Raw genomic sequence first — 24,304 nt, 5'->3', positions numbered from 1 at the left:
TTTCGGTTCTTAATATCATTCGCAACAGGGGAATTGAACCAAAAAGGCCTTATGATGAATTCAACGAATGTGATGAAGCTTGTGGCATGCGGCCAACGGACTGTGATTTCAGGGGGTGTTGGACGAAATGACTGGATGCGACGTCTTGCGGCGACCACAGTTATTTCAGGGATTGCTCTAGCTTGTCCGCTATCGGGCAATGCTGCCGAAATCGGTACAGCCGAAATAATCGGTGCGGAAATCGCCCAGTCAAATGTGGTTCTTCTCAACATTCCGGCCCAAGACCTTGACCGGGCACTAACGACATTTGCCGATCAGGCGAATCTGAAGCTTATGTTTCCCTCGGACGGGCTGGGGGATGTGAAGGTATCCGGGCTTAAGGGCGAGATGACGGTCGATGCCGCCCTTGGAACGCTCTTAAGCGGAAGCGGATATACCTGGCGCTACACGGATGGTGGAACGATCACCATTGAACAGCTTGCCACAAGCGGTGAAAACGTCACCGATGCTGTCCGTGTTGAAGCAAACAGTGTTGACGAAAAGGCCGACGGCCCGGTACCGGGTTACATTGCCACGAAGTCGTTGGCTGCAACCAAAACGGCGACCCCCATCCTTGAAACGTCGCAAAGCATTACTGTGGTGACACGTGATCAGATGGAAGATCAGGGGTCACAAACCATCATGCAGGCGATGCGTTATACCCCCGGGGCCTTTACCGGGCAGGTCGGCGCGTCGAACCGCTACGATTACGTGATCTTGCGCGGCTTGGTCGACCGGTCGATTGACAACATTTACCTTGATGGTCTTAAGACCATGAGTGATGACTCGACCTATAGTTCGATGCAGGTCGACCCCTATTTCGTTGAGCGTGCCGATGTTGTCAAAGGCCCGGCATCGGTTCTTTATGGGCGGAGCTCCCCGGGTGGGCTTGTCGCACTTTCAAGCAAGAAGCCCCAATTCGAACAACAGGGTGAAGTCGAACTTTCCTATGGCAACCGCAATCAGCGTGGTGTCGGGTTTGACCTGACAGGACCGCTTGATGAAGCAGGTAAACTGGCCTATCGCCTGGTTGGTAAGGCCGATGCTGCTGATACCCAGTTTGAAGGTGCAGAAGAAGAACGCTATGCAATTTCCCCGTCTTTGACGACGAACTTCACCGATGATACGCGCGTCACCCTGATGGCTTATTTGCAAAAAGATCCGGAAGGAGGAACCCATAACGGCGTGCCATCAGAAGGCACCCTGTTTCCGCGAAATGGCAAATATATCTCGACCGGGTTCTTTGATGGCGATCCATCGCTGGAGGCCTTCGAAAGAACGCAGAATATGGTCGGCTATCAATTCGAACACGATTTCGACGAGACCTTTACAGCGCGACAGAACTTTCGTTTTCTCGATGCTGACGTCCATATTGACCAGATCTACCAGACCGGCTGGGTTGGTTCGACAGACGAACTGAAGCGTTCCTATGGCGGTGGTGATGAAACCATGCGCGCATATGCCGTAGACAACCAGCTGCAAGCCGATTTCGCAACGTCGGATATAGATCATACTGTGTTGATGGGCTTTGATTATCAGCACCGTCGGACCGAAAATAGCTGGCAGTTTCCGTCTGCTTCGAACATCAATCCGTTCTCACCGACTTATGGAAGCCCCGGAGTTACGCTTGGTGCACCAACGACAAGCAATGTCAGAACGCTTGAACAGGCGGGTTTGTATCTTGAAGATCAGTTTTCCTACGAAAACTGGCGCCTTTCATTGGGATTGCGACAGGATTGGGTGGAAACTACAAAACTTGATCGCCTGACCAACAAGAAAACCGGCGAAGATCGCCAGAAACTTACCAAGCGGGCCGGTATATTGTATCTGTTCGACAATGGTGTCGCACCCTATGTCAGTTACTCGGAATCCTTTAATCCGAGCCTGTCTTCAGATGTTGCGGGCAACCCGATTGAGCCTTCCGGGGGGACTCAGTATGAGGCGGGTGTGAAATATCAGCCCGAAAACGGCAATCTTATGCTGAGTGCCGCGGCCTTCTATCTCGAACAGGATAATGTCGCGATCTATAACGCGTCGACCTTTGCCTATGATCCGCTTGGCAAGATCGAAAGTCAGGGGCTCGAACTTGAAGCGCGGGCAAATTTGAATGAAAACCTCAGTGTGATCGCATCCTATACTTATACTGACGCGGCCTATGATGCGCCGGGCGATACCAAGGACGGCAAACGTCCGATGCAGGTTCCCGAACATATGGCATCGATCTGGGGCGATTACGGGTTCCATTCGGGCGCTCTTGATGGGCTGAGCATCGGGGCAGGTGCACGCTTCGTCGGGGAAATGGCGGGCAATGAATCCAATACGATTACTGTGCCCGATTATACCATTTTTGATCTGGCACTGAATTACGACATGGCCAAGGTTGGCTTTGATAACACGGACCTGCGCATCAATGTAAACAACCTGCTTGATGAGGAATATGTGGCCTCGTGCCTGATCACACAGTGGTCGGATAACTGTTACTACGGTGAAGAGCGTTCGATCCTTGCAACGCTTCGCTATCGCTTCTGATCTTTCTTTGATCAGCATTCAAAGGCCGCAGCATGACGCTGCGGCCTTTTGCGTTTTGTCGGCAAACCTATATAAAGCACGATAAAGAGAGATCGCTTTGCACAGAACACCGACCCGCAAACATGACCACAACGACCGAACGCCAGATCACATTGGAAATGCTTAAGGCCAAAGCCCGCGAAATCGGCTTTGATGTCTGTGGTGTGGCGCGTCCGCAGATTGATCCGCGTAATCAGCAACGCCTTGATGAATTTGTTGCCGGTGGCGAATACGGTTCAATGGCATGGATGAATGATCCGGAACGTTTGCCACGGCGTCGTGATCCGGAAATGCTGTGGCCCGACGTCAAATCAGTGATCGTACTGGGCAGCAATTATGGCCCGGCCGAAAATCCGATGGAGTTGCTTGATCACCCGGACCGGGCGATGATTTCTGTCTATGCGCGCAACAAGGACTATCACGATCTGATCAAGAAACGCCTGAAACAACTAGCCCGGTGGCTGGTTGAGCAATCGGGCGGGCGCGAACAGGTAAAGGTTTTTGTTGATACCGCCCCGGTTCTTGAAAAGCCGCTGGGGCAGTCGTCGGGTATCGGCTGGCAGGGCAAGCACACCAATCTTGTGTCGCGGGAATTTGGCAGCTGGCTGTTTCTGGGCGAGGTCTTTACTACGATCTCGTTTGACGAAGCCGAGCCCGAAATTGATCATTGCGGGTCTTGTTCAAAATGTCTGTCGGCCTGTCCGACGGACGCCTTTCCGGCAGCCTATAAGCTTGATGCGCGCAAATGCATTTCCTATCTGACGATCGAGCTTGATGGACCCATCCCCCTTGAATTTCGCAAGGCCATGGGCAATCGCATTTATGGCTGCGATGATTGTCTGGCAGCCTGTCCCTGGAACAAGTTTGCGAGCAGAACAGAAGAGCTCGCATTCATTCCGCGCGCGGAACTGACTGCGCCGCGTCTGGCCGATTTCCTTGATTTTGATGATGAGGCATTTCGCTCATTCTTTAGCGGTTCACCGATCAAGCGGATCGGTCGGGCAAAGTTTTTGCGCAATGTTTTGATCGCGGCGGGCAATAGCGGGTCGGAAGGTCTGATCCCCAGAATTACCGTCTTGCTGGGTGATGAGAGTGCGCTGATCCGCGCCAGTGCCGTCTGGGCGCTGTCGCAATTGATGGATGGTGAAGCGTTTGATCAACTGCGGACACGTCAGGTAGCACAGGAAGAAGACCCGATTGTTCGCACCGAATGGGATCGGGGCAGCCTTGCAGCCTGATCAGGCATCCATATCGAACTTCACAAAATCAAAGTGATAGCGAAGCCCGCCCTTGGTATCGGAAAAGGCAATGCCGTATCCCGGACCAAGCGGATTGCGGTCTTCGAGCTCTTCTTCCTTTTCATGTCGGAAATCAAGTGGTTCGCCGCACTGGGTGCTGTTGGCCAGAACGAACGGTACACCAAGCCAAGTGCCGGTCGCAGGCCGGTGTAAATGCCCAAAGAACAGATGCTTGATTTGCGAGTTTGCTTGCACGATTTCACCCAGTTCGTGCTCAACATCAAGGCGGATCGTATCCATGAAGGGCAGGCCCATCTCAAACGGCGGATGATGCATGAAAAGGAAAGTTGGCGTATCGCGATGGGCGGCAAGTTCGTCACGCAGCCAGGCCAGACGTCTTTCGCACAGGGTGCCGTGATGATCACCCGGCACGATGCTGTCCATCATGACAAACCGCACCCCGTCAAAGGTCTGGCCAAAATTGACAAAGCCGTTGGCATCAACCGACGTGGTCGGAAAGGCGTCGCGGAAAGCTTCGCGAATGTCATGGTTCCCCGGAATGATCAGATAGGGGATGGCAAGTTCGGACAGGATATCGACGGCCTGTTCATACTGTTCGGCTGTTCCGCGATGCGTGATATCACCGGTAATCACACAGATTTCGGCATCGTGATGGTGGGTGTTGATTTCACCGATAACCTTGCGCAGGGTTGCCGCCGCATCCGGCTTACGTGACAGGTCATTGCGTGCAAGAATATGAAGATCGGAAAGATGTATGAATTTCATGACGATGCCCTATCATGGCGGAAAGCATTTGAAATCATGTTCGTTTTTCCCAGACATGAAAAGATATAAACGCCGATGGATGACACCGTTCGTAAAAGATCAGTGACAATTGCAGGCCACAGAACCAGTTTTTCGCTTGAAGATGCTTTCTGGCAGGAGCTGGTCGGAATTGCCGAACGTCGGGACCTCACACTGGCGGAACTGGTGGTCGAAATTGATTCCGAACGTGAAGGAAACCTTTCGAGTGCCCTTCGGCTTTACATCCTGCGTGATCTTCAGAACCGCATAAACGGGCAGGGTCATGAAAACCTGCCCGATGATGGTTCTGAACCGGATGAGATGGCTTAGCAGCCATGTGCGCAATTGCCGGAATCATGACATCAGATGGTCAATCCGCACTTGCGCGTATCCTGGGCAAACTTGTCCATCGCGGCCCCGACAATACCGCGATCTGGTCTGATCCGGATGGTGCCATTTCGTTGGGATGTGCACGACTGATCACCACAGACCCGACACGCACAGCCCATCAGCCATTTGTGACCGCTGATGGGCGGTTTGTTCTGGTGTTCAATGGCTACATCGCCGGACACCGGCGTAAGATCGCCGACTTGGTCCGGGATGGTGCGGACATGCAGAGCCAGAATGATGCGGAACTGGTTTTGCATCTGTTAGCCCGTGCCGTCATGGCGGGCGATGAAATTGCCAATACACTCGGTGCATTATCGGGGCAATATGCACTTGCGTTCTGGGATGTTCGGGAACGCAGCTTATGGCTGGCGCGCGATCCGGTCGGGATCAAGCCGCTTTATGTCTGCCACCGCAGCCCGACCGGTGATCTGGCATTTGCTTCGGAACTGGCGGCACTTGGTGAAGGGCAAAGTCTTCGGTTCGATCAAACGATCAGGGCACGCTATCTGGCCCATCTATTTGTGCCTGCATCGGCAAGTGGCGTTATGGGTATCGAACTCTTAAAGCCCGGATCCGTCATCTGCTGGCAGAGTGGCGCGATCACCAGAAGCAAGATTGCCCATCCGGCACAGAATGTAAGTGCCAAGCCGACGTCTTTTGACAGGGTTTCTGATCTGCGTCAGAAGGTCAGGCAATCGGTCGCGGATGCGATGGATGTCGATTGTGCGCTTGGATGTCTGGTTTCCGGCGGGCTTGACAGTGCCGGGATATCGGCGATTGCCTGTGATATCGCGCGCGAACAGGGCCGGGACTTGCCACCCGCATTCGTCATGGGGTTTGACGATCCGGCCCGTGATGAAACCGATGCTGCCCGAAAGCTTTGTGATCATTTGGGGCAAACGCTTTGCATCGTTCGTGCCCCGAAAACCGGGGAAGAGATATATGACGAACTGATTGCGGGGCTGGGGGCGGTTGGTGCGCCATTTGCCAATCCGTCGATTGTCTTGATGCAGCGATTGTCATCGCGGGTTGGGCAGGATGTCCGTGTCTGTCTGACCGGTGATGGCGGGGATGAGCTGTTTGGCGGCTATCCCAGATATCGCGCCGCATTTTTGTATGACCGGTATTGGCAATATGTCCCGCGACCGTTGCGACAGGGGGCAGCCAGGATTGGCAAATGGACAGGCCATCGTGAATTGGTGCGGTTTCTTTCGGGGGGATGTGATGACCTGCGGTCGGCATTTGACGTCTGGAACAGTCGCTGTGCCGTGCCGGAGTTTGAGACAGAGCTTGCCGGAATAACAGATAGCTTGATGCAGAACGGCAATCTTGCCGATCAGATGATGCAGTTTGACCGGGATGTGACATTGCCGGGCAATCAGCTTGTAATGTCGGACCGGTGCGGCATGGCATTCGGGCTGGAATATCGCCCGCCATTGCTTGGTCATGACGTGATCCGGTCTGCTGCGGTGATTTCTGCAACACAGCATTTGCGGGATGGGACGAAATCGGTCTGGCGTGACGTCATAGAGCCCCATTTTCCTGCCGGGCATCTTGGCAATCGCAAGATCGGGTTTAATCCATCACTGGCGGACTGGCTTGCCAAACTGGGCACGTACCTTTGGGGGGATGACGACAGTATTTTAAATGCGGTGTTTGGTGAAACCGGTCTGCCAAAGGAACGGCAGAGGATGTGCTGGACGCGTGCGACATCCGGTCGGGACGCGGACATGGCGTTGACTGTTTGGGCATTAATGGTGTGGAAGATCTGGGAAATGATTGACGGGCCGCGTGGCGACATCCTTGAGCACACCAGACAGAAATCACCCGGGCAGAAATCAGATCGTGTTGTTGCTGCCGATATGGCGTGACCGTCGATACAGGTTCAAAGCAGTCAATGCCGTTGGTGCAAGCTGGACAACCTGACGTGACAGTGCCAGCACGCGGTCTTCGTCAAATTCGGCATCCTCGAAAATGGACTGGGTCGTTTCGCAAAGTTCGGACAGTTGGCGCAGACCAAACGTCCCCGACGTGCTTTTAAGGGCGTGAACTTCGTTTCGGACTGTTTTCAGATCGTCCTCGGACAATGCCTTGTCGATCTTGACCAGTCGGGATTCCGTTTCATTGATAAAGATATCAATGCCACAACGCGCACCCTCCTCACCGGCATCATTGTAAAGTTGTTCCAGCACCCGGATATCAAGTACCGGACTGGTCAGGGATTCCGGGCGGGAAGGACGACCAAGGCGGGCACTTTTGCTGCGCAAATGTGGCGGGGGGGAGGATGTCGGTTTTGCATTTTTTCCGGCACCCGACGTGCGCGCAATCAGGTCCTGCATGGTTTCAATGAGCTTTTCACGCTGGATTGGCTTGTTGATGAATTCATCAACACCGGACTGACGGGCAATAACATTCCAGTCACGCGATTGATGGGCCGACAGGGCGATGATCGGGGTCTGTGATACGGGGCCGGGCATGTGACGGATCCGGCGGGTTGTGTGCAAGCCGTCCATGTCGGGCATTTCGACATCCATCAGGATCAAATCGGCATTCACCCCCCGACGCAACATGTTCAGAACGCTCTGGCCGTTGCTGGCTTCGACGATGCTGTATCCCTCGGCCTGAAGGATACGGCGGGCGACCATACGGTTGCTTTCGCTGTCATCGGCAATGATCACAGTTCCGATTTTGGCATCATTGGCCGAGTTCGAAAGATTGATCTTATCAAGCGGGACGTGTTGTGGCTTAACAAAGCAGATTGAAATCATGCCGCCATCGGCAAGTTCGGTTTCGTTGAAGATCAGGTCTTCTTCGGCAACGCCCGTGATTAATTGTTCCCACGCCGGATTGGCATAGACAATCCGTTCGTCAGCGTCAAAAAGCGCAATGCCTGCTTGTGTTTGCGCAAGCGCGTTGATGATCTGATGTTCCATTGGCCACCTACCGATTCGGTGCCCAGTCCCTTACCAAACGGCACAAATATTCTTTTTATCTGAAACGCTCAGGTTCCTTGAGTGACTCTTATTATTGTTACAGTTTTTTCTAATAAGTCCATGGTTTTTCAAATTCGCAAGCGTGGCGGACTTTAAACGCATGAAACACTGTGATGAAACATGTGTTTCATGTCGTGTAATTTTGAAACATATGTTGCGATGTCGAGCATCTTGTGGCGTAATTTCAGGTGTCCTGTTGTGCGGAGGTGCCTGATTGATGGGTTTGTATTCTGATTTGCGCGAAAAACTGATCTCGGACTACGCCAAGCTTAGTCCGCAGATGCAGAAAGCTGCGCGCTATATCCTTGATCATCCCAATGAGGTTGCCTTGCGTTCGATGCGCGCACTTGCGGCGGCGGCGGGTGTGCCGCCAAGCACCATTACCCGGTTGATGGGGGCCATCGGGATCGAGACCTGGCAAGAATTTCGCGACCACTATCAGACGAGACTGCTTGATCAACCCGCCAGCTACGCCCAGCGCGCCCGCGAAACCCAAAGCACGGAAAATGATGCCAATCGCGACGAGCATCTGCTGGAAAGTATCGCGCGTACGGAAATTGACAATATCAGTGCGGCATTCAGTCCTGATCTCAGCGCGCGGATGATCGAAGCCTGTATGGCAATCGAAAATGCCCGTCATGTTTATATTGTCGGGCGCGGGGCTGCTTATCCTGCGGCCTATCAGTTTGCTTATGCCTATCGCCTGTTTCGTGACAACGGGGTGCTGGTTGATGGTCATTCCGGCGCGTTCGGGGATGAATTGCGCGGGATTGGCCGCCGTGACCTGATGATCGCGGTCGGGGCAAAACCCTATATCCGTGACACGGTGCGCGCAGTTGATTTTGCACGCTCCCAGCATTGCCCGGTGATCGCGGTGAGCGATTCCGATGTTTCCCCGATTGCGCTTGAAGCCATGACCAAACTGGTTGTTCGTGACACGTCGCAATCCTTTTTCCAGAGTTTTACCGCCGCTTTGTCGGTCATGCAGGCGCTTGTTGCGCTGCTTGTCGCGCGCGGTGGTCAAAAGGCCCTGCAACGGATTTCTGCTGCAGAAGAACAACTTGCTGCCTTTGATACCTATTTTGAAAACTAGGGTCAGGGCTCTTACGGAATTTCCGAACATGACAACTGCGTCAAACGCCAAAACAGTTCCCAATGCATCGACCCGCGTTTTGCATCGTACAAGCATCGCGACCCCGCCACGTGCCGTGCGCGGAGAGGGTATTTATATCTTTGATGAGACGGGCAAGAGTTATCTTGATGCCTGCGGTGGGGCCGCTGTTTCATGCCTTGGTCATTCCGACCCGGACGTTCGTGCAGCAATGCATGCCCAGATCGATCAGATTGCCTATGCCCATTCCGGGTTCTTTTCATCAGACGCCATGGAAGAACTGGCTGACGAACTGGTCGCCAATGCACCGGCCGGTATTGATAAGGTCTATTTCGTTTCCGGCGGGTCCGAGGCAACCGAAGCGGCCCTTAAGATGGCGCGGCAGTACTTCCTTGAGATCGGCCAGCCGGAGCGTAAATACGTTATTGCCCGGCGTCAGTCCTATCATGGCAATACACTGGGCGCGCTGTCGGTTGGCGGCAATATGTGGCGGCGTAAACAGTTTGAACCGCTTTTGATCACCGCAAGCCATATCGCACCGGTTTACCAGTATCGTGATCAGCGGGCTGATGAAACGCCAGAGGCCTACGGCCTTCGCGTTGCGAACGAACTTGAAACCGCCATTCTTGAACTTGGTGCGGATAATGTTGCGGCCTTTGTCGCCGAGCCGGTTGTTGGCGCGACTGCTGGTGCGCTTGCTCCGGTACCGGGATATTTCAAGCGTATCCGCGAGATTTGCGATCAGTATGGCGTGTTGCTGATCCTTGATGAAGTCATGTGCGGGATGGGCAGGACCGGGACTTTGCATGCCATCGAACAGGAAGGCATTTCCGGCGATCTGCAAACCATCGCCAAGGGGCTTGGTGCCGGTTATCAGCCAATCGGTGCGGTTCTGGTTTCCAAAAAGATCAATGATGCGATTGCCACCGGGTCGGGCTTCTTCCAGCATGGCCATACCTATCAGGGCCATGCAACAGCCTGTGCCGCAGCACTGGCAACCCAGCGTGTCATTCGGGAACGCAATCTTCTGGTAAATGTGGTCACGCAGGGGGAAAACCTTGTGAATGGGTTGCAGGACAAATTTGGTCAGCATCCCTTTGTTGGGGATATTCGCGGGCGCGGTCTTTTCCGTGGTGTCGAGCTTGTTGCGAACCGTGAAACCAAAGAGCCGTTTGATCCGTCGCTCAAGATCAATGCCAAGATCAAGAAAGCGGCATTTGCCCGTGGATTGATGGCTTATCCGATGGGGGGGACGATTGACGGGGTGCGTGGGGATCACGTGCTGTTTGCCCCTGCATTTATCGTGACAGAAGACGATGTTGCAAAGATCGTTGATCTGTTTGGTGCGGCGCTTGATGACGTCTTTGCAGCCGAGGGACTTTCATGATGGTCTATGGCGAAACACCGTTTCTGATTGCATCAGCACCCAATGGAGCCCGGAAAACCAAGGCGGATCTGATCAATATTCCGATCTCCGCCGCCGAGGTTGCCCGGGAAGCCTTGGCCTGCAAACAGGCCGGGGCTGGGATGATGCATCTTCATGTGCGCGATGATGACCAGAAACACAGTCTCGATGTTGGCCGCTATCGCGAAATGCTGACCGAGGTACGGGCGGCTGTCGGACCGGATATGCTGTTGCAGGTGACGACCGAGGCCGTCGGAATGTATAGCGCGCGCGATCAGATGGCGATGATCCGAGACCTTGTTCCCGATGCGGTATCAATTGCGGTTCGGGAAATTGCGCCGATTGATGCAGACCTGAACGCCTTGAAGGTGTTTTTCGAATTCATGCGCGAAGCAGGCATCCTGCCGCAATTCATCCTCTATGCGCCCGAGGACGTCGTGCGCTTTAACCAGTTGGTCGAAATCGGGGTTCTTCCGGGCGAAAAGTTCCCGGTTCTATTCGTTCTGGGGCGTTACACAGTCGGACAGATATCCGATCCGGCCGAGCTGTTGCCATTCCTTGGAACGAGTTCCTATATATCCGAATGGATGTTGTGTGCATTCGGGGCATTTGAGAATGCCTGTATTTTGACCGGTGCCGGTCTTGGCGGTCATGCGCGCATAGGGTTTGAGAATAATCATCTTAAGGTTGACGGATCGCCAGCGTCGGACAATGCTGAATTGATTGCTCAGGCGCGTGAGGGTTCTCGCTTGATGGGGCGTAAAATCGCGACAGGTGAACAGGCGAAATGCCTCATGCAACCGGTATGGTAGGAGCCACAGTTTAAACGCATATCATAATGAAATAATCAGCGAAATATCAGGAGCTTCGGGGTTATGGGCTTTTAATTCATCAAGCTGGAACCTATAATCCCGGCGTCAAAACATCTACTATGTTGGGTGTTTTCAAGAAATTCTTCTGTTCCAAGGACGAATGGAAGGATGCCTTATAACAGGGTGTACAAGGGAGCTAATCCTAATGAAAAAACTAATTGCAGTAGCGACTGCAGTCGCAGCTATTGCTGGCGCATCGCTTTTTGCTGGTCAGGCATCAGCACAGGAAAACCGTTTCATCACCATCGGTACCGGTGGCGTGACGGGCGTTTACTACCCGACCGGTGGCGCGATTTGCCGTCTGGTCAACAAGGATCGCAAAGAGCATGGCATTCGTTGCTCGGTTGAATCCACTGGTGGTTCTTCCTACAACATCAACACCATCCGTTCCGGCGAGCTGGACCTTGGTGTTGCCCAGTCTGACATTCAGTACTATGCGCTGCATGGTGAGAAAGCCTTTAAAGAGGTTGGTCCGTTCGAAGACCTTCGTGCGGTCTTCTCCATCCATCCCGAGCCGTTCACCGTTGTTGCCCGTGCAGATGCCGGCATCAAAACCTTTGACGATCTCAAAGGAAAGCGCGTGAATATCGGTAACCCGGGTTCGGGTCAGCGCGACACCATGGACATCGTTATGGCAGCCAAAGGCTGGACCCTTGACGATTTCGCACTGGCGTCCGAACTGAAGCCGGCTGAACAGTCCCAGGCGCTTTGCGACAACAAGATTGACGCAATGATCTACACCGTTGGTCATCCGTCCGGTTCGATCCAGGAAGCCACCACTGCATGTGATTCCGTTCTGGTTGAAGTTGCTGGCGAAGCCATCGACAAGCTGGTTGCTGACAACCCGTACTATCGTGTTGCCACCATTCCGGGCGGCATGTATCGCGGAAACCCGGATGACGTCAAAACCTTTGGTGTTGGCGCGACCTTCGTTTCCTCGACCGCAACTGACGCGGACGTCGTTTACCATGTTGTTAAAGCAGTCTTTGACAACTTCGAAGATTTCAAAAAGCTGCATCCGGCTTTCGCAAATCTCGTCAAAGAAGAAATGGTCAAAGACGGCCTGTCGGCTCCGCTGCATGACGGCGCTGCAAAATACTACAAAGAAGCAGGCCTGATGTAATTCAGGCAGGAACGGAGGGCAGCAAGTTGCCCTCCGTTTTTCTTTCTTTCGCCCGTTGGGTACGACCAAAAAACTTTAAAAACCGGTATCTTTGATTGATACCAATGTACTCCGTGGGCGACCGGGTGTGTGTCGACGGAGATTTTTTGTTTCTGGGAAGCCGGAACATGAATCTCCGATCAGACCGGGAGTTTGAAATGACCGACGTGAAAAACGCAAACCAGGCTGCGTCTGATCAGGACCTGCAAGACCTGATTGCGGAAAATGATACAGGGGCGCGCCAGCCGACCGGCATGACAGCAAAGGTGTTGCTGTATGTGGCCGTCGCATGGTCCCTGTTCCAGCTGTGGCTGGCATCGCCGCTGCCTTATATTGTCAGTTTTGGCGTGTTCAACTCGACCGAGGCACGGTCGATCCATTTGGCTTTTGCTGTATTTCTTGCGTTTCTGGCCTATCCGGCCTTCAAAAGCTCGCCGCGCAGCTATATCCCGATTGTAGATTGGATTCTTGCCGCTGCGGCTGCTTTTTGTGCTGCATATATTTACATCTTTTATCGCGATCTCGCAGGGCGTCCGGGGCTTCCGATTACCCAGGACCTTGTTGTCGCAGGTGCCGGGCTGGTGCTGTTGCTTGAAGCAACCCGCCGCGCACTTGGTCCGCCCTTGATGTGTGTGGCTGTACTGTTCCTGGTTTACGTGTTCTTCGGGAATGCACCCTGGGTGCCGGAAGTTCTTCAGTGGGCCGGTGCAAGCTTCTCCAAGGCAATGTCCCATCAGTGGATTACGACCGAAGGCGTGTTTGGTATTGCGCTTGGCGTATCGACAAGCTTCGTCTTCCTGTTCGTGCTGTTTGGTTCGTTGCTTGATAAGGCAGGGGCTGGCAACTATTTCATCAAGGTCGCGTTTGCTGCCCTTGGTCACATGCGCGGTGGTCCGGCAAAGGCTGCTGTTTTGTCATCGGCGATGACCGGTCTGATTTCCGGTTCGTCGATTGCGAACGTTGTGACCACCGGGACATTTACCATTCCGTTGATGAAACGCGTTGGTTTCTCGGGTGAAAAAGCCGGTGCGGTGGAAGTTGCTTCTTCGGTCAACGGTCAGATCATGCCACCGGTGATGGGGGCTGCGGCCTTCCTGATGGTCGAGTATGTCGGCATTCCGTATCCGGAAGTTATCAAGCATGCCTTCCTGCCAGCAACGATTTCCTATATTGCGCTGATCTATATTGTTCACCTTGAAGCTCTTAAGGCGAACATGAAAGGTCTGCCGAAACGGGTGACCTCGACCCTCGGCCAGACATTGATCCGGTCGCTGCTGTTCGTGCTGTCGCTGATCGTTCTTTCGGGGCTGGTCTATTACGCCATTCTCTTCCAGAAGCAGCTGTTTGGCGCCGCAGTCGGCTGGATCGTTGCGACCGAATGTGCTGCGATCTATCTGGCGGGTCTCTACTACGCTGCCAAATATCCCGATCTTGAAATGGATGATCCGAACCAGCCGGTTCTCGAACTGCCGGCACTTGGTGAAACGGCAAAGGCCGGATTGCATTATCTGCTGCCGGTTGTCGTGCTGGTCTGGTTCCTGATGATCGAACTCAAATCACCCGGGCTTTCTGCATTCTGGGCCACCGTACTGATGATCTTCATCATGCTGACCCAGCATGCGGCAAAATCGTACTTCCGCAAGACGCCTGACTTTGCTGCCGGTTTGAAACTGGGCTTTGCCGATGTCATTGACGGTTTTGCGACCGGTGCGCGTAACATGATCGGTATCGGTGTCGCGACGGCTGCGGCTGGTATTATCGTGGGTACAGTATCGCTGACCGGTATCGGGCAGGTGATGGTTGAGTTCGTCGAGCTGATTTCCGGCGGCAACCTGATGCTGATCCTGATCTTTACGGCAGTGATCAGTCTGATCCTTGGCATGGGGCTTCCGACCACGGCGAACTATATCGTGGTTTCGAGCCTGATGGCGCCGGTGATCGTCGAACTGGGGGCGGAAAACGGTCTGATCGTGCCGTTGATCGCAGTTCACCTGTTTGTGTTCTATTTCGGCATCATGGCCGATGTGACACCACCGGTTGGCCTGGCATCCTTTGCCGCAGCTGCGGTATCGGGTTCAGATCCGATGAAGACGGGTGTGGTTGCGTTCTTCTATTCGATGCGGACCGCAGTTCTGCCGTTCCTGTTCCTGTTCAATACACAGCTTTTGATGATCGGTCTGGATCATCCATTTGATGTTGTGATGGTGATTATAGTATCGACAGTCGCCATGCTGGTCTTTGCCGCAGCAACGCAGGGGTATTTCTTTGCCCGTTCGAAGATTTGGGAAAGTGCGGCCTTGTTGCTGATTGCTTTCACTCTGTTCCGTCCGGGCTTCTGGCTTGATCTGATCGAGCCGCCTTACGATAACCTTCCGGCAACGACAATTATTGAAGATGCCGAAGGGATGCCGGAAAATTCAAGTATCCTGCTGGATGTTGAAGGCATCAATATCGAGGGTGAGGAAATATCCAAATCCGTGATGTTGCCGCTTGGTCCGGCAGGGTCGGGCGAGGATCGTCTTTACAATGCCGGGATTGGTATCCGTAACGAAGACGGTCGCATCTTTATTGATGATCTGGTCTTTGCAGGTCCTGCCGAGAAAGCCGGACTTGATTTTGACTTTGAAATCACAGCGGTGAAGGTCGAGGCTGATCGTTTGCCTAAGGAAGTGTTCTTCATTCCGGCATTCCTGCTGCTGGGTGGGATCATTGTTCTGCAACGCCGTCGCAAGCGCGCTGAAGACGCGCTTGGTACGGTCTGACGGGGAGAATGAGCATGTATAAGGATATTCTGGTTACAGTAGACCTTGATCATGAGTCTTCCTGGAAGAAGGCCGTGCCGGTTGCGATCAAGCAGGCGCAAAGCTTTGGCGCGCGCCTGCACGTCCTGACAGTTGTTCCGACTGTTGGTATGTCAATGGTCGGGCAATTCTTCCCGAAGGGTTACGAAAGCAAGGTGCTTGAAGCCTATAACCAGCGTTTGCACGAATTCGTGTCGGCCAACATCCCGGCCGACATCAAGGTGCAGCACATCGTTGGTCAGGGAACTGTCTATGAAGTGATCCTGAAGATGGCCAAGAAAACCAATTGCGATCTGATCGTGATCGGGGCCCATCGTCCGGAACTCAAGGACTATTTGCTTGGGCCGAATGCTGCCCGTGTTGTCCGCCATGCCGATTGTTCGGTGATGGTGGTCCGCGACTGATCCCGGTTTTACAAACTGCAAACGAACAAGGCAAAGGGGCGATGCATGGCATCGCCCCTTTGTTGTAAGGGTCGCCGGGACGCGAAAGCTATTACTTGGCAGCGCACGGGTTGGCAGCACATGGATTTGCTGCACAGGGATTTTTAGCCGCACAAGGGTTTGCCGCGCACGGGCTGCAAGGGTTTACGATCTTTTTCGCAGCACAGGGATTTGCCGCACAAGGGTTCTTTGCTGCACACGGGTTAGCCGCACAGGGGTTCGCGGTGCATGTTGCAACTTCGGCTGTCGGGGTTGGCAGCGGGCTGGCCATTGCCATCGGGCTCGCCATTGCAAGGCTGGTTCCGACTGCAAGAGCCGGAAGCAATGCGGTTTTCGCGAAACGTTGGGTTTTCTTTGTCATCCTAGCCTCTCTGAAGGTCCTGTAAAATCATGTCCGGCCACACTCTTTCGGGTGGTCGGTGCAGGCACTATGAGGCAAAACGCGCAGGTGGCGGCGTCACATGGTTTCACTGTTATGTGAGAGTTCTGTGTTGATTGCCGGGGACCGGATTGTTCCTGATCACTGATCCTTCGCGACGGATGGAAGCTGTATGACAGGATTTAAATCGTCAAACTGATTGAAAGTACGATCACTTTTACTCATGTTGATGTTAAGAAAGACGATCAGTCGAAATCGTAACGACGGTTAAATAAACCGTGAGAACCATATTCGATCAGGACGGAAATCGTATATGAGAGTTGGGGACAGTATCGCTTCCATTCGAAATATTTGTGCCGGGGCTGTGCTTGCCACGATGTCGGCGGGTGCACAGGCATATGCTGGCGACGATGTAATTCCATCTGTTGTGGATATTCCATCGGGATGGTTCTGGCAGGGGTCGGATGCGGTTGAACGGCAATATGCCTATCAGATAGACGAGCAGGTCTATGGCCATGATCTAAGCCGTCGCAATCGCTGGTATGATATCGAAGGCGATAAATGGCGGGTCCATCTTCTGGGCTATCACATTGGTAAAACGCCGGTGACCAATGACCAATATGCCGCTTTTATCTCTGATACCGGTCATCCTGCTCCGGAAATGAGCCGGGATGACTGGAATCGTCAGGGACTGATCTATAACTATGATACGATCCAGCCGTTCCTCTGGTCGAATGGCAAGCCACCCAAAGGGCGGGGCAACCATCCGGTGGTTCTTGTATCCTGGCAGGATGCCGAGGACTATGTGCAGTGGCTCAGTCAGAAAACCGGTAAAACATGGTCCCTCCCAAGCGAACTGCATTGGGAAAAAGCCGTGCGTGGTCCGGAAGGAACATTTTATCCCTGGGGCAATATCTTTGATCCCGAATTGCTCAATAGCGGCGATCGCGGCCCGTTCGATACAATGCCGGTTGGACAGTTCGAGCCAGGCCCCTATGGTCTGTATGACGGTGCCGGACAGGTGTTTGAATGGACGTCGACATCAGCCCAGGCGGGATATCGCATGGTCAAGGGCGGTTCATGGGATGATCGTGGGTGCGGGGTTTGCAGGCCAGCTGCACGTCACGGACGTCCGGAACATCTCAAGCATATCCTGATCGGATTTCGTGTGATGTATCGGGATTGAGGATCCGGTTTTCCTGTCGGTTGTTCTGAGTCTGAAATTGTCAAAACACTGCGCTTTGACGGAACGTTGTTGCAAACAAACGTGAAATCACTAACTCTTGATCGGTGTTTATTCGCAGAAGCGGATGACTGCCGATTATTCTGCCTTTGCGGAAATTCTGAGCGGATCGCAAAGATGCTGGTGACTGTATGACCGAAATTGCAATTGACTGGACGGCCATTCCGACCTCCCAACTTGAAAAAATGTTGGCGGCTGGTCGGGACGTGATGGAATGCCATCGTGTTCTGACTGCGACGGGCGATAATATCGTTGGCGAACTGATCAAGGGGGCTGGGCAATTCTATGAATGGACCCATTACCCGGAAGGCGATGTCTATGACCGGCAATCTCATGCCCAGTTCTATTATCACGCCCATCCCAAGGAAGAGCGCCGCGACTGGGATGAACATGGGCATTTCCATACCTTCATGCGTCCACGTGGCATGCCGGAAAATTGCAAACCCAAACAGATAGACGGGTTCGACTATCCCGAGGGGCCAAACGATGCGCTTTCGCATCTGGTTGCTTTTTCAATGGATGAATTCGGTTTTTGTCAGCGCCTTTTCACCACGAACCGCTGGGTTACCGGTGAAGTCTGGTATGACGCAGAAGATGTAATTGGAATGCTTGACGGGTTCCTGATTGATCATGCCCAACCATCGTGGCCGGTTAATCGCTGGGTGTCAGGTATGATGGTTCTGTTTCGCCCGCAGATAGAAGAATTGATCCGCAAACGCGACATTGCTGTTGCCGATTGGCAGGTAAAGCAGCCTGATCAGGATGTTTATGAAGATCGTGATCTTGAAGTGACGTCGACCGAAGATGTCACTGCTGTTGAGCAGATCCGGGCGATCGGTGATGAACTTGGCCGGCGTCGCAGGGCGGCATGAAGCGTCATCAGATGGCGTGATGCCTTTGGGTTTTGAAACAAGAATGGCCGGTGCATGTTGCAGCCGGCCATTTTGCATGTGAAAGCCTGTCGAAGATTACAGGGTCTTCAGATATTCGATAACATCAGCGATTTCATCGTCTTTCTTAAGCTTGAAGGTCATCTTGGAACGCTGTTTAGAGCCCGCAACCTCACTCAGCTTTGCAGAAGGATCTTTCAGGTAATCGGTCAGGAATGCTTCGTCTGCGACAAAGCCCTTCTCGCAGGCAGCAAGATAGCCGCTACCGTATTTATAGCCTTCTACTGTCCCGCATTCACGGCCAACCGAGCCTGCCAGACTTGGGCCAACCTTGTTCACACCAGCATCGGGGCTGTGGCAGGCAGCGCAACGTTTGAACAGCTTTTCTCCATTGGCAGCATCGCCGGCAATTGCCGGCGTCGCGGCAAGGATGACCAGAGAACTGGCGACAAAAGAAAGTTTGCGCAAATAGGTCATTATGGGTCTCTCTCCTGGTTCGTTATTCATCAGGGTTCTTCGCTTCAGACTACCATCCCATCGGGTAAACGGCAGGTCAACAAAACCGGCTTCGCATCGAAAAAATAGCATTCGTGTCCGATATTGGAAAATCACGATGACATTTACCATATCAGACATATGGGGTTCTTGAGCTTCATCAATTCGACGTGGCAAAGCCTTTGATGCTCTGAATATGTGGGGTGTGCAAACGGGGTTGTCCGATAAAATCTGGCAGCAGGGCTGATAAACCGCATCCTTGCCGGTTTTGCAGACAACGGGAACCGCAGGATGTTTGAAAATCAGGAACTTGTCGCCGTTTTGGGGAAAATATGTTTGTCGATTTATTGCCAGAAGTATAATGTGCATATGTAAATTGGCAGCCAGTTGAGAAGCGTGCCAGGAGATATCTATTGCCACGTATCACAAAAGACGATCTGAATAAGCTGGTTCAGGACCCTTCAGGGCAAAACCGTGCTGAGACAGCCGATAAGATTAGCCGTGAGTTTTCCACAGATACGCTCTCTGACAGTGAACGTGTTCTGGCTGAAGATATTTTTCGTCTGATGATCCGCGATGCCGAGGTCCGCGTGCGCAAGGCGCTTGCAAAGAACCTCGCGCAGACACCACTTGTTCCTCATGACGTGGCAGCGACTTTGGCGCGCGACGTTGATGAAGTCGCTCTTCCGGTTCTTGAATTCTCCGAAGTTCTCAACGACGACGATCTGGTCGATATCATCGGCGACAATGCCGATAGTGTTGAAAAGCAGCGCGCCATTGCGTCGCGTGCCTATGTTTCGGAAATTGTTTCGGCAACGCTTGTTGATATCGGCCATGAAGATGTGATGGTCGACCTTATGTCGAACCAGGGGGCCGAGATCAGCGAAGTGTCGCTACAGAAGGTCGTTACCGACTTCGGCGATAACGAACGCATCCAGAAGCCAATGATCGAACGCAATCATTTGCCGATCACGATTGCAGAACGACTGGTGACGCTGGTGTCTGACCGCATGCGGTCACAGTTGATTTCACGCGGGCATATCCCCGAGGGCATCGTAAATGCCGTCATGACCCAGTCGCAGGAAAGTGCCACCATCGGCCTTCTGGGCGAGGGGGTAGAAGACCGCGATGTCGAATTGCTTGTCGAACATCTTTATGCCAATAACCGCCTGACCAGTGGCCTTATCCTGCGGGCCCTGTGCATGGGGGATGTTTCATTCTTTGAAGCGGCCCTTGCCAAGCGGGCAGGTGTATCGCTGATCAATACCCGCATTCTCATTCATGACAGCGGGCCTTTTGGTCTTGAGGCGATCTACAACAAGGCCAAGCTTCCCGAACATTTCTTCCCGGGTGTGCGTGCTGCTATTGAAGTTGCCCGTGAGACAACCTTTGACGGGGGCGAGCAGGACAAGGAACGTTATTCACGCCGGATGATCGAACGGGTACTGACCCAGTATGGAGATCTTGGTGTGGAATTTGATTCCGACGATGTCGATTATCTGATGGGCCGCATGCTGCAATTGCCGAGCGAACGGGCTTTGCACAATTAATCTCGATCATCACTCTATCACGTTATGAACCGCCCGATCTTTGATCCGGGCGGTTTTGTTTTGGCAAGCTGATTGACAGTCTGATCATCAGGCAAACAAAAAAGGCGCTGCCCGAAAGCAGCGCCTGATAAGAAATCTGTCCGGTTTATTCAAGGAATGTATTTGGCATCCACAATGCCAGTTCCGGGAAATACATCACCATAATAAGACCAAGGACCTGCAAGAGCACAAAGGGAATGATGCCCTTGTAAATCTGCTGGATCGAGATCGATTTTGGCGCCACGCCTTTGAGATAGAACAGGGCAAACCCGAAGGGGGGCGTCAGGAAGCTTGTTTGCAGGTTCACCGCAACAAGCACCGCAAACCAGGTCAGAATCTGTGCTTCGCTTGCCTGAATGCCGCCGATATCAAGGTGATGGCCAAAATCAAGCTGGGCAATGACCGGTGCAAAGATCGGCAGAACGATCAGGGTGATCTCAACCCAGTCAAAGAAGAAGCCGAGAATGAAGACGATCATCATCAGCAAAAGCAGAATGCCCCAAGAACCAAGACCGGCACTTTCGACAAGGTCAATGACAAGATCATCACCACCAAGCGAACGGAACACATAGGAGAATACCGTCGCACCGGCAAACAGGAAGAACAGCATCGCACCGGTCAGCGCAGAGCGTTCGCAAACGTCTTTCAGAACCGGCCATTTCAGACGGCCTTTAACCAGCGCCAGGAAGGTCGCACCAACCGCACCGACGCCTGCGGCTTCGGTGGGGGTTGCAAAACCGGCAAAGATGGAACCCAGCACCAGAACAATCAGGAAGACCGGCGGCAGGAAGCTGCGCAGCATCATGCGCACCAGATCCATGCCGTGAACGGCTTCGCCTTCTGGAAGGGGCGGTGCCAATGACGGATTAATCTGGCAACGGACAAAGATATAGACCGTATACAAGCTTGCCAGAAGAAGTCCCGGAATGATGGCTGCAAGGAACAGGTTGCCAACCGAAACCGACAACAGATCGGACATCAGAACCAGCATGATCGATGGCGGGATCAGAATGCCCAGCGTACCGGATGCAGCAATTGTTCCTGTGGCAAGGGATGGATCATAGTTACGACGCATCATGACCGGCAGGGCCAGAAGGGTCATCATCACAACCGATGCGCCAATAATGCCGGTGGTTGCGGCCATGATCGTCCCCATCAGGGTGACAGACAGTGCCAAACCACCTGGAACCTTGCGCAGGAGCATGTTCAGGCATTCCAGAAGGTCTTCTGCAACGCCACTTTTTTCAAGCATCGTACCCATGTAAATGAACATCGGCACGGCAACCATCACCATGTTCTCGGAGATGCCGCCCCAGATACGTGAAACGATATTGAAAAATTCAATAAAAGAGAAAACGTCATAGGCCATTCCGAGGAAGCCAAAGGCGATCCCGATACCCGAAATGACAAATGCTACCGGAAGCCCCGTGAAGACAAGAATGCCGAGAGAGGCAAACATGAACAGCGGAAACCAGTCTTCGATATAGAAGTTACCCATTTGGAATTATCCCCGTTCCGCTTAGTCTTCTATCTTGGCGATGTCGCCAAGATCTGCATGGTGAGTTCCGACATAGTAACCGGCCCGCTTGTGCAGGTTGGTCGGACCAAAGACAAAGACGAAGCATTTCAGGAAGATCGAAAGCCCCGCCATGGCGAGAAGGCCAAAGCCGATAGGAATGGTGGATTTGATGATCCAGCGATGAGTCAAGCCGGTCGTTGCGGCCGAAACTTCGTGGTTTTCAAAAGACCGGGCAACAAAATCGAAACCGAAATACATAACCAGTGCGCAGAACGGCAATACGCAGACAATACCGCCAATCATTTCGACGATGGCGCGTGTGCGCGGACGCAGATTATCGCGGATGAGTTCAATGCGAACGTGGGAATCACGAACATAGGCATATCCAAAGCACAGCATGAACAGGCCGGTGTGGAGGTGCCATTCAAGCTCTTGAAGCTTGATCGATCCCTGTCCGCCAAATTTGCGCTGGATCACGTCATAAATGATGACGAACATAAGTGGTATTGCAAGCAGTGCTGCAAGTTTCCCCACACGGGTAACAACATTATCAATGCCGTCACTGAATTTTAATAGCGCTTCCATAGAAAGTCTCCCGGGTCTTTTATTCGCGGTCAAGGCCGGGAGCACTTGGCACCCGGCCTTGCCGAGACTTGTTCTTATTGACTGCCTAGCAGTCAGTCAGACCTGTCGGATTAATCGAGATAGCCGATGTCTTTCCAGATTTTGTAGTTCGCACGGAACTCCTGGAGGCTGTCATATGCCATTTTGAAGTTGGCATCTTCAGCCGAAAGCTCACCAGCAACTTCTTCCCATGCACCGCGCATTGCGTCGAGCATTTCAGGCGACCATTTTTTGATGTTGACGCCTTTTTCCTGCAGCTCTTTCAGAGCCGAGAACTGGATTGCTTCACCTTCAGCGAAACCATAAGCAAGGTTGTCGTTACATACGGCTTCAATCTGGGCCTGCTGGGTTTTGTCCAGTGCGTCCCATTTTTCCTTGTTCATCATCAGATCGAACAGGGTGGACTGCTGGTGCCAGCCCGGGAAGTAGTAGAACTTGGCGACCTGATGGAAGCCGAGTTTCAGGTCAATTGCCGGCATGGAGAATTCGGTTGCATCAATGGTGCCGAGTTCAAGTGCCGGATAGATGTCGCCAGCCGAAAGAAGCTGGGTCGAAACACCAAGCTTTTCCATGACTTTTGCGCCAAGACCGAAGAAGCGCATTTTCAGACCTTTGAGGTCTTCAACCGAGTTGATCTCCTTGGAGAACCAGCCCGAAGCTTCCGGTGCGATCAGGCCGCAGAACAGCGACTTGATGCCATGTTCGGCATAAAGCTTGTCAAAGATTTCCTGACCGCCGCCAAACTTGACCCATGCCAGATATTCACCAGCCTGCGGACCGAACGGAACGGCACCAAACAGCTGAAGTGCCGGAACTTTACCCGCCCAGTAACCCGGGGTGGAGAAAGCTGCATCGATCGACCCGGTTGAAACAGCGTCGAAAACTTCAAGTGCAGGAACAAGTGCGCCCGGCTCATAGAACTTGATGTTGATGTTGCCACCGGAAACTTCGTCAATTTTATCATCAACACGTTTACCAAGCGTACCAAGCTGGGTCAGGCTGCCCGGATAGGTGGAGCCCATTTTCCAGCGAACACGTTCCTGAGCATTTGCATCAGACGGCGCAGCAGAGAATGCAGCTGCAGCAAGAACAGCGGCACAGGTTGCCGACTTGAGCAATTTAGAAAAAGTCATTCGTCTTCCTCCCTAAGAAGTCCGAAATTGGTAATACCACGTGAGGCCGACTACCGCCTTTTGCTTTTATTATTGGGGCGGTTTTCTCCCCGATCTTTATGTTGCAGGGCGAAGCATAAGCGTATTTCGCAAGTATGAGCAAGTTTGTTTCGCCGTTTGCGCAAGAAAATATCTTTGCAGTTGCGTGAAAAATAACTTGCATCACTATTCAAAAGTAGGAAATGCGCACTGAATTGCGTATTTCCTGCGGGGTTGAGCGGTATAGCCGTTACTACCCTAGAAAGCTGGAAGAATTTGTCGTTTGACCGAATTTAATAGGGGGGAGACGGCTTTTTGCCGTATGGAATCGGGGAAGAAAATACTCGGAGGGTGGGGGTGCTTAGCGGAATGGATAGGGTCGGTTCATAGCCATCACCATCACAGGCCCGATTTTCCCGACCGGAATTTGCGGGTGCAAAATTGTTTTCAAGCACGGCGAATGATGCCCGTGTCAAGCACCCGTCACGATGAACGGTGGGCTTAAGCCTGGCTGAAATGAAAACGGGCGGTCTTTCATTGAAAGACCGCCCGACTGATGGTCGGAGCGAGAGGATTCGAACCTCCGAC

19 protein-coding genes are annotated in these 24,304 nt (G+C 53.0%); 13 read left to right on the top strand and 6 right to left on the bottom strand.

Going from position 1 to position 24,304, the window contains the following annotated elements; translation table 11 throughout:
- Positions 1 to 135 precede the first annotated feature (135 nt).
- Positions 136 to 2,568, top strand: coding sequence for a TonB-dependent siderophore receptor (locus TH30_RS18175; protein WP_258548786.1), 2,433 nt, complete (start codon positions 136 to 138; stop codon positions 2,566 to 2,568).
- Positions 2,569 to 2,690: 122 nt separating this feature from the next.
- Positions 2,691 to 3,845, top strand: a complete 1,155-nt coding sequence (queG, locus tag TH30_RS18170) for a tRNA epoxyqueuosine(34) reductase QueG (RefSeq protein ID WP_114099529.1) — start codon at positions 2,691 to 2,693, stop codon at positions 3,843 to 3,845.
- On the opposite strand, the gene TH30_RS18165 is transcribed toward queG, so the two are convergent.
- Positions 3,846 to 4,631, bottom strand: coding sequence for a phosphodiesterase (locus TH30_RS18165; protein WP_114099528.1), 786 nt, complete (start codon positions 4,629 to 4,631; stop codon positions 3,846 to 3,848). It abuts the gene before it with no gap.
- 75 nt (positions 4,632 to 4,706) lie between these two features.
- Between TH30_RS18165 and TH30_RS18160 the strand changes: the two genes are divergently transcribed.
- Positions 4,707 to 4,979 carry a ribbon-helix-helix domain-containing protein gene (locus TH30_RS18160; protein WP_114099527.1) on the top strand — a complete coding sequence of 91 codons (273 nt, stop codon included), beginning with the start codon at positions 4,707 to 4,709 and terminating at the stop codon, positions 4,977 to 4,979.
- Positions 4,980 to 5,005: 26 nt separating this feature from the next.
- Positions 5,006 to 6,910, top strand: coding sequence for an asparagine synthetase B family protein (locus tag TH30_RS18155; RefSeq protein WP_181850397.1), 1,905 nt, complete (start codon positions 5,006 to 5,008; stop codon positions 6,908 to 6,910).
- Here TH30_RS18155 and TH30_RS18150 read toward each other — a convergent pair.
- On the bottom strand, positions 6,878 to 7,972 hold the full coding sequence (locus TH30_RS18150; protein ID WP_114099525.1) for a response regulator: 1,095 nt from the start codon (positions 7,970 to 7,972) through the stop codon (positions 6,878 to 6,880). The two genes, TH30_RS18155 and TH30_RS18150, sit on opposite strands and share 33 nt — an antisense overlap.
- A 277-nt stretch (positions 7,973 to 8,249) precedes the next feature.
- Between TH30_RS18150 and TH30_RS18145 the strand changes: the two genes are divergently transcribed.
- From TH30_RS18145 to TH30_RS18105, 8 genes are all read left to right on the top strand, one after another.
- Positions 8,250 to 9,125: a MurR/RpiR family transcriptional regulator gene (locus TH30_RS18145; RefSeq protein WP_114099524.1), complete on the top strand. Its 876-nt coding sequence runs from the start codon at positions 8,250 to 8,252 to the stop codon at positions 9,123 to 9,125.
- 28 nt (positions 9,126 to 9,153) lie between these two features.
- Positions 9,154 to 10,530 carry an aspartate aminotransferase family protein gene (locus TH30_RS18140; protein ID WP_114099523.1) on the top strand — a complete coding sequence of 459 codons (1,377 nt, stop codon included), beginning with the start codon at positions 9,154 to 9,156 and terminating at the stop codon, positions 10,528 to 10,530.
- Positions 10,527 to 11,360 (top strand): beta-keto acid cleavage family enzyme, encoded by an 834-nt coding sequence (locus tag TH30_RS18135; protein ID WP_258548785.1) that lies wholly within the window; start codon positions 10,527 to 10,529, stop codon positions 11,358 to 11,360. The genes TH30_RS18140 and TH30_RS18135 overlap by 4 nt, the downstream gene beginning before the upstream one ends.
- A gap of 205 nt (positions 11,361 to 11,565) precedes the next feature.
- Positions 11,566 to 12,543, top strand: a complete 978-nt coding sequence (locus TH30_RS18130) for a TAXI family TRAP transporter solute-binding subunit (RefSeq protein ID WP_114099522.1) — start codon at positions 11,566 to 11,568, stop codon at positions 12,541 to 12,543.
- Positions 12,544 to 12,740: 197 nt separating this feature from the next.
- Positions 12,741 to 15,344: a TRAP transporter permease gene (locus TH30_RS18125; RefSeq protein WP_114099623.1), complete on the top strand. Its 2,604-nt coding sequence runs from the start codon at positions 12,741 to 12,743 to the stop codon at positions 15,342 to 15,344.
- 14 nt (positions 15,345 to 15,358) lie between these two features.
- The gene (locus tag TH30_RS18120; RefSeq protein WP_114099521.1) at positions 15,359 to 15,787 is read left to right on the top strand and encodes a universal stress protein; all 429 of its coding nucleotides are present in this window, start codon (positions 15,359 to 15,361) and stop codon (positions 15,785 to 15,787) included.
- A 731-nt stretch (positions 15,788 to 16,518) separates the two neighbouring features.
- Positions 16,519 to 17,391 carry a formylglycine-generating enzyme family protein gene (locus TH30_RS18110; RefSeq protein ID WP_114099519.1) on the top strand — a complete coding sequence of 291 codons (873 nt, stop codon included), beginning with the start codon at positions 16,519 to 16,521 and terminating at the stop codon, positions 17,389 to 17,391.
- 188 nt (positions 17,392 to 17,579) lie between these two features.
- Positions 17,580 to 18,320, top strand: a complete 741-nt coding sequence (locus tag TH30_RS18105; RefSeq protein WP_114099518.1) for a DUF6969 family protein — start codon at positions 17,580 to 17,582, stop codon at positions 18,318 to 18,320.
- Between the two features lie 96 nt (positions 18,321 to 18,416).
- Here TH30_RS18105 and TH30_RS22580 read toward each other — a convergent pair whose 3' ends face one another.
- The gene (locus TH30_RS22580; protein ID WP_258548784.1) at positions 18,417 to 19,253 is read right to left on the bottom strand and encodes a c-type cytochrome; all 837 of its coding nucleotides are present in this window, start codon (positions 19,251 to 19,253) and stop codon (positions 18,417 to 18,419) included.
- Between TH30_RS22580 and spbR the strand changes: the two genes are divergently transcribed.
- Positions 19,247 to 20,383: a SpbR family protein gene (spbR, locus tag TH30_RS18095; protein ID WP_114099516.1), complete on the top strand. Its 1,137-nt coding sequence runs from the start codon at positions 19,247 to 19,249 to the stop codon at positions 20,381 to 20,383. The two genes, TH30_RS22580 and spbR, sit on opposite strands and share 7 nt — an antisense overlap.
- Before the next feature lie 145 nt (positions 20,384 to 20,528).
- Here spbR and TH30_RS18090 read toward each other — a convergent pair whose 3' ends face one another.
- The 3 genes from TH30_RS18090 to TH30_RS18080 form a co-directional block, all read right to left on the bottom strand.
- The gene (locus TH30_RS18090; protein ID WP_114099515.1) at positions 20,529 to 21,920 is read right to left on the bottom strand and encodes a TRAP transporter large permease; all 1,392 of its coding nucleotides are present in this window, start codon (positions 21,918 to 21,920) and stop codon (positions 20,529 to 20,531) included.
- A gap of 21 nt (positions 21,921 to 21,941) precedes the next feature.
- Entirely contained in the window at positions 21,942 to 22,526 is a 585-nt protein-coding gene (locus tag TH30_RS18085; protein ID WP_114099514.1) for a TRAP transporter small permease subunit, read from the bottom strand.
- A gap of 110 nt (positions 22,527 to 22,636) precedes the next feature.
- Entirely contained in the window at positions 22,637 to 23,698 is a 1,062-nt protein-coding gene (locus TH30_RS18080) for a TRAP transporter substrate-binding protein (protein ID WP_114099513.1), read from the bottom strand.
- Between the last annotated feature and the right edge of the window lie 606 nt (positions 23,699 to 24,304).

It is taken from the genome of Thalassospira profundimaris (genome assembly GCF_003326795.1).
GTDB classification, from domain to species: domain Bacteria; phylum Pseudomonadota; class Alphaproteobacteria; order Rhodospirillales; family Thalassospiraceae; genus Thalassospira; species Thalassospira profundimaris_C.
Note: the sequence above shows the minus strand (reverse complement) of the source record. Positions and strands in the feature narration are given on the sequence as shown.

What these genes read in the sequence shown, in the direction of transcription:
- TH30_RS18125 (WP_114099623.1), top strand. Translation starts at nt 12,741, where the DNA reads ATGACCGACGTGAAAAACGCAAACCAGGCTGCGTCTGATCAGGACCTG.
- TH30_RS18145 (WP_114099524.1), top strand. Translation starts at nt 8,250, where the DNA reads ATGGGTTTGTATTCTGATTTGCGCGAAAAACTGATCTCGGACTACGCC.
- TH30_RS18160 (WP_114099527.1), top strand. Translation starts at nt 4,707, where the DNA reads ATGGATGACACCGTTCGTAAAAGATCAGTGACAATTGCAGGCCACAGA.
- TH30_RS18140 (WP_114099523.1), top strand. Translation starts at nt 9,154, where the DNA reads ATGACAACTGCGTCAAACGCCAAAACAGTTCCCAATGCATCGACCCGC.
- TH30_RS18080 (WP_114099513.1), bottom strand. Translation starts at nt 23,698, where the DNA reads ATGACTTTTTCTAAATTGCTCAAGTCGGCAACCTGTGCCGCTGTTCTT.
- TH30_RS18105 (WP_114099518.1), top strand. Translation starts at nt 17,580, where the DNA reads ATGACCGAAATTGCAATTGACTGGACGGCCATTCCGACCTCCCAACTT.
- queG (WP_114099529.1), top strand. Translation starts at nt 2,691, where the DNA reads ATGACCACAACGACCGAACGCCAGATCACATTGGAAATGCTTAAGGCC.
- TH30_RS18135 (WP_258548785.1), top strand. Translation starts at nt 10,527, where the DNA reads ATGATGGTCTATGGCGAAACACCGTTTCTGATTGCATCAGCACCCAAT.
- TH30_RS18110 (WP_114099519.1), top strand. Translation starts at nt 16,519, where the DNA reads ATGAGAGTTGGGGACAGTATCGCTTCCATTCGAAATATTTGTGCCGGG.
- TH30_RS18120 (WP_114099521.1), top strand. Translation starts at nt 15,359, where the DNA reads ATGTATAAGGATATTCTGGTTACAGTAGACCTTGATCATGAGTCTTCC.
- TH30_RS18155 (WP_181850397.1), top strand. Translation starts at nt 5,006, where the DNA reads ATGACATCAGATGGTCAATCCGCACTTGCGCGTATCCTGGGCAAACTT.
- TH30_RS18175 (WP_258548786.1), top strand. Translation starts at nt 136, where the DNA reads ATGCGACGTCTTGCGGCGACCACAGTTATTTCAGGGATTGCTCTAGCT.
- TH30_RS18130 (WP_114099522.1), top strand. Translation starts at nt 11,566, where the DNA reads ATGAAAAAACTAATTGCAGTAGCGACTGCAGTCGCAGCTATTGCTGGC.
- TH30_RS18150 (WP_114099525.1), bottom strand. Translation starts at nt 7,972, where the DNA reads ATGGAACATCAGATCATCAACGCGCTTGCGCAAACACAAGCAGGCATT.
- TH30_RS18090 (WP_114099515.1), bottom strand. Translation starts at nt 21,920, where the DNA reads ATGGGTAACTTCTATATCGAAGACTGGTTTCCGCTGTTCATGTTTGCC.
- TH30_RS18165 (WP_114099528.1), bottom strand. Translation starts at nt 4,631, where the DNA reads ATGAAATTCATACATCTTTCCGATCTTCATATTCTTGCACGCAATGAC.
- TH30_RS18085 (WP_114099514.1), bottom strand. Translation starts at nt 22,526, where the DNA reads ATGGAAGCGCTATTAAAATTCAGTGACGGCATTGATAATGTTGTTACC.